Consider the following 4,123-nt stretch of genomic DNA (forward strand, 5'->3'; position numbering starts at 1 on the left):
GTATCGACGCTTGTCGTACTTCACGAGTTTCTTGCGCTGCTTACGACCGGGGATACAGGCGCGTATCCCCCTGTCTTTCAACGCTTCCCGGAACCAGTCGGCGTCATATCCGCGGTCCCCGAGCAGCCAGTCGACATCCGGCAGGCTGCTCAGCAATGCGCGTGCGCCGATGTAATCGCTGACCTGTCCAGCGGTGACGAACAGATCGAGTGGCCGCCCCTGGCTGTCGCAGATGGCGTGCAGCTTGGTGTTCATGCCGCCCTTGGTGCGGCCGATCAGGCGTCCACGCCCCCCTTTTTCACGCCCATGCTGGTCGCTGTTCGGTGGGCCTTGAGATAGGTCGCGTCGATCATCACAGTCTTCTTTTCGCCGTGTTCGGCGGCCAGGCCGGCCATCATCCGGGCGAAGACGCCCTTATCGCTCCATCGTTTCCAGCGGTTGTAGAGCGTCTTGTGCGGACCGTAGGCATTCGGCGCGTCGCGCCACCTCAAGCCATTCCGGTTAATGAAGATAATGCCGCTCAACACACGTCGATCATCAACGCGAGGTTTGCCGTGGGACTTCGGGAAGAACGGCTCAAGGCGCGCCATCTGCGCATCCGTAAGCCAGAAAAGATCAGACATGGTCACCGCTCGTTTTCGAACCGTGAACAACGCAGCTGGACGGAAATCAATGGGTCCTGACCCTAGAGGGGTACTGCTTGCGAGGCTATGGAGGAATGGTAAATGAGTCCGCTTCGTCCGCAATGCAGCCGTAGCCCAACTTCCCAACGATTGTCCGCTTTAGTGAGTTTCATCCTATTGAGAGGCGTGCCAATTGCTCCACGTCGCAGGGCCCGCGCTGCATATACCGTTGAAACTACACTAATTCCGGAAACGCTTTTTTTGAGGACTTCTAGAGCAGTTGTTTTCCTGATCCAAATGAGCGACAGTTATTTGGATGGGCAAAGTGGTGAGTTATTAAATGAAATCAATATTTTTTGCGTTCTTGGCGATAGCTGTTTCTAGCATCTCTGCGGCAGCTGCGACCTACGAATACAATTACACCTTTTCGACTGGTCAAGTTGTGACAGGTTCATTCGTAGGGACTCTTCAGGGCGACTCGAACACTATCTTCATCACAGATATATCGCCCCCCTCTTTGGATGGAGTGGTGCACAGTGGAGGGGTTTCTACGCTGTTTACCGGTTTCAATAGTGGCGGCGGCACGCCTACCGCTTCGCTTGACGGCAGCGTTATGGATTTCTCGGTGGCAGATCCTTTGTACACCGAAGGTTTCGCGATCAAGACGAATGCTGGTACTCAATACTTTGACCTTGACCTCCAGGTTGGATTAGCCGATCCGGAGAGTTTTAACGGTCAGCGCTGGGCAATCCAGGAAGTGCCTCCTACCGTCCCTCTTCCCGCTTCGGGTATCCTACTTCTCTTGGGCGCTGGCGGGCTTTGGGTTTTGTCGCGGCGCAAAACTGCCTCAGGTTAGCGAACGCTCCTGTCTCTACCGGTAACGAGCAAGGAGACATCTGCATTAGATGCATGGTTGCACCGGAGCGGATTCATTGTCCGCGGCTCGGATCCGCGCGGCCGTTTCCTGACTGTTTGCTTTCGACTTGTCGCCGTCTCTCAATGAATGCAGAGCAAGTACTTGACCCAAACCCCTTTAAGCCCGTGAAATATTCTCCCTTGAAATAGATAGATGCGCGTGGCTGCAACCTCTTATGGTTTGATCCGTGATCGATCACTTGACCGGGATCAAAGCACCCATTTTCCGTTGGCTTTAACTATAACGCACAGTTTCAGAAAGACCGCCCTTATGAAGTATTGGCTACTTTTGGTTCCGTTCGTCTTGATGGGAACCACCTTAGAAACCACAAATGCCGGCAAAACACTCTACATGCAGCACTGCCTGTCTTGTCATGGTGTTGAAGGGAAGGGTGATGGGCCTGCAGCAGCGCGTTTGAGTACACAGCCGTCGGATTTGACCAAGATTGCAGCTCGACGCGACGGCATGTGGCCCGCCTTTGAGGTAATGGAGATACTTAGCGGGTATTCTCGCAATACTCTACCGCGGGAGGACATGCCCGTTATAGTCGACATTTTGGACCATAATATGAGTGAGTTCGATCCGGGAAATGGCGAGCCGTTTCTTATGCCCACTAAGCTGATCGAGATCGCAAGCTACCTTGAGTCACTGCAGGATCCCGCACCAAAATCTAACCGTCCCTGAAAAACATTGGAGCTGACGGACAGAAAATCGATTTGGCCGAAGCTATCCCTGTTTTCTTGCTTCAGCTCGATTGGCTTCGTTAAGCTAAAGTGGCAAAGCGGTAAAAGGCTGCTTTGTCCGCAACTCGGACTTAGACGCCCTTGATGCAAACGTCCGGTTCTGCCTTAAGCCGACATAGAGGCGCAAAAGCGGACGTTGCAGCGATGCCGGATGGTATCGGTCGTCCGTTGTCAGGCACTTTGCGGTCATCTGACAGAAACACTCAGATGACTGCGTCGAGCCCGAAGCGGACAATCGGATCGCGTATAGTAGCCGCACTGGAGAGCGAACGCTTCTAGGGCCTGGACTCATAACCAACAGATGATGGTTGCTCCGAGTGCGATAGCAGACAAGAAGACCTTCGGACACTCTTCGTGTTGTGTCGCAACGCGTCGCCAATCCTCTAGCCTACCGAACATGGTCTCGATCCGGTTCCGGTGTTTGTAGCGGCGTTAGTCGCGCTTCACGGTTTTGGTGCGCTGTTTCCGGCCAGGGATGCAGGCGCGTATAAGTGCTTGTGTTTTTGGTGCAAAGCAGCGCAAGGTTACTGTCAAATATGAAAAGGCCTCTACAAGCTTGAAAACAAGAACAAGATCATGCCCGACAGGCACAAGAAGAAACTTCACCGCAATCCAATACAGTCGCGGCCGAACGACTCTACACGAGGCTACATCACCTGAATACGTCGTTTAGCCGCTGTGTTCGCCAACGCTGGCAGACTTCATGCACTCTTCAAGCAATTTCGTTCGCCGTGCCCACCCCGGATCGGATAACGGATTACCCTTGTCTTTCTGAGATCTTAATATTGCTTTAAAATTCTTTCGAAGTTTTGCGCGATCACGAACCCGTAGGCTCCATTCCACGTCCTCAGCATAGCCCCAGAACAAGTCTTCATTCAACGGATTCTCTAAGAAGAAATCCCGATCTACAATAATTACAGTTCCACTAATATAGTAAAAAGGTGTCTCCATATCGTAAGGCAGTAATGCGCCCACCTCCCCATTGAACGCGGGATGATCCCAAGCAGTCCAATCCCTAAACCGACCGCCGTCAGAATTCAGAATTTGCGGAACACAGATATCAAAATCACCTACGTCCTGAAATGAAGAAAAGAAGTCTTCATTGACACAAATATAGTCATGAAGCAGCAACAGCTTTGACCCGGAGGCAGATTTTGCTATTAGGTTTTTCTTTCGTGAAATGTTGCCTGACTCTACAAATAGAGTTGAGAGTCTGGGACGGCGCCAAAATTTGCGCGCCATCATTTTTGTAGGAAAACGAAGCCGCTTTTCCTGATTGTATTCGATGTGCTTAACATGAGATGTAAACTCACCAAGCGCTTCCCGGTTTCCCCCAAGCACGATAATTTCTGCGTGGCCCTCTCTGGCAGCTTTTATGGATGCAAGGCTCTTTAAGAGCATCTCATTATTGTCGCCGTTGGTGATGATGCCAACTGACCATTCTATTGGAGGGGTGCTCTGCGGGTGCATACGACTATCCTCTCAGTGATGTTGCGGTCGCACTCAGATCGATATCCAGACGCCTAGTCAAATTTGATGCCTGGCAGGTGTTCAACATTTATGGTTCTGAGCTTCCAGCTGCGGCTTATAACAGAATTCAAAAGCGCGCAAACACAATGGACTATGCTAGCTGTGTGGGTGCTGCCAGACACGCCCGAACCACGTGCTGTTTTGATGTTAGCAGAATACTGTCAGAGCATGTCTTGAAACGGCAAGGGGAGATTTCTTTGTTATGATGGGCAGGTCAAGTCCCAGCCTTACTCGAAATTAGTCTACTCCCGACGCTACCGTTGAACAATCTTTGTTGCATTCATACGGCCGGTGAGCCTCCCCAACTGAAC

General features: G+C 51.7%; 3 protein-coding genes and 2 pseudogenes. 2 read left to right on the forward strand and 3 right to left on the reverse strand.

All coding sequences use genetic code 11. The features are described 5' to 3' along the window. Positions 1–623 (reverse strand): annotated as a pseudogene (locus TR61_RS19765) (IS5 family transposase); the annotation flags it as partial. 340 nt (positions 624–963) lie between these two features. Here TR61_RS19765 and TR61_RS19120 point away from each other — a divergent pair. Both TR61_RS19120 and TR61_RS19125 read left to right on the forward strand, forming a co-directional pair. Continuing rightward, complete coding sequence (locus TR61_RS19120; RefSeq protein ID WP_050932126.1) at positions 964–1,479, forward strand: hypothetical protein; 516 nt, start codon at positions 964–966, stop codon at positions 1,477–1,479. Positions 1,480–1,692: 213 nt separating this feature from the next. Next, positions 1,693–2,223: a cytochrome c gene (locus TR61_RS19125; protein WP_082182056.1), complete on the forward strand. Its 531-nt coding sequence runs from the start codon at positions 1,693–1,695 to the stop codon at positions 2,221–2,223. 347 nt (positions 2,224–2,570) lie between these two features. On the opposite strand, the pseudogene TR61_RS20070 reads toward TR61_RS19125, so the two are convergent. Together TR61_RS20070 and TR61_RS19130 are read right to left on the reverse strand one after the other, a co-directional pair. Then, positions 2,571–2,771: pseudogene (locus TR61_RS20070) on the reverse strand (transposase); the annotation flags it as partial. Positions 2,772–2,951: 180 nt separating this feature from the next. Then, entirely contained in the window at positions 2,952–3,752 is an 801-nt protein-coding gene (locus TR61_RS19130; RefSeq protein WP_050932129.1) for a hypothetical protein, read from the reverse strand. Between the last annotated feature and the right edge of the window lie 371 nt (positions 3,753–4,123).

It is taken from the genome of Aestuariivita boseongensis (assembly GCF_001262635.1).
Classification (GTDB): Bacteria; Pseudomonadota; Alphaproteobacteria; order Rhodobacterales; family Rhodobacteraceae; genus Aestuariivita; species Aestuariivita boseongensis.

Excerpts from the sequence above, each read along its gene's own strand:
- TR61_RS19120 (WP_050932126.1), top strand. The coding sequence starts at position 964 with ATGAAATCAATATTTTTTGCGTTCTTGGCGATAGCTGTTTCTAGCATC.
- TR61_RS19125 (WP_082182056.1), top strand. The coding sequence starts at position 1,693 with ATGCGCGTGGCTGCAACCTCTTATGGTTTGATCCGTGATCGATCACTT.
- TR61_RS19130 (WP_050932129.1), bottom strand. The coding sequence starts at position 3,752 with ATGCACCCGCAGAGCACCCCTCCAATAGAATGGTCAGTTGGCATCATC.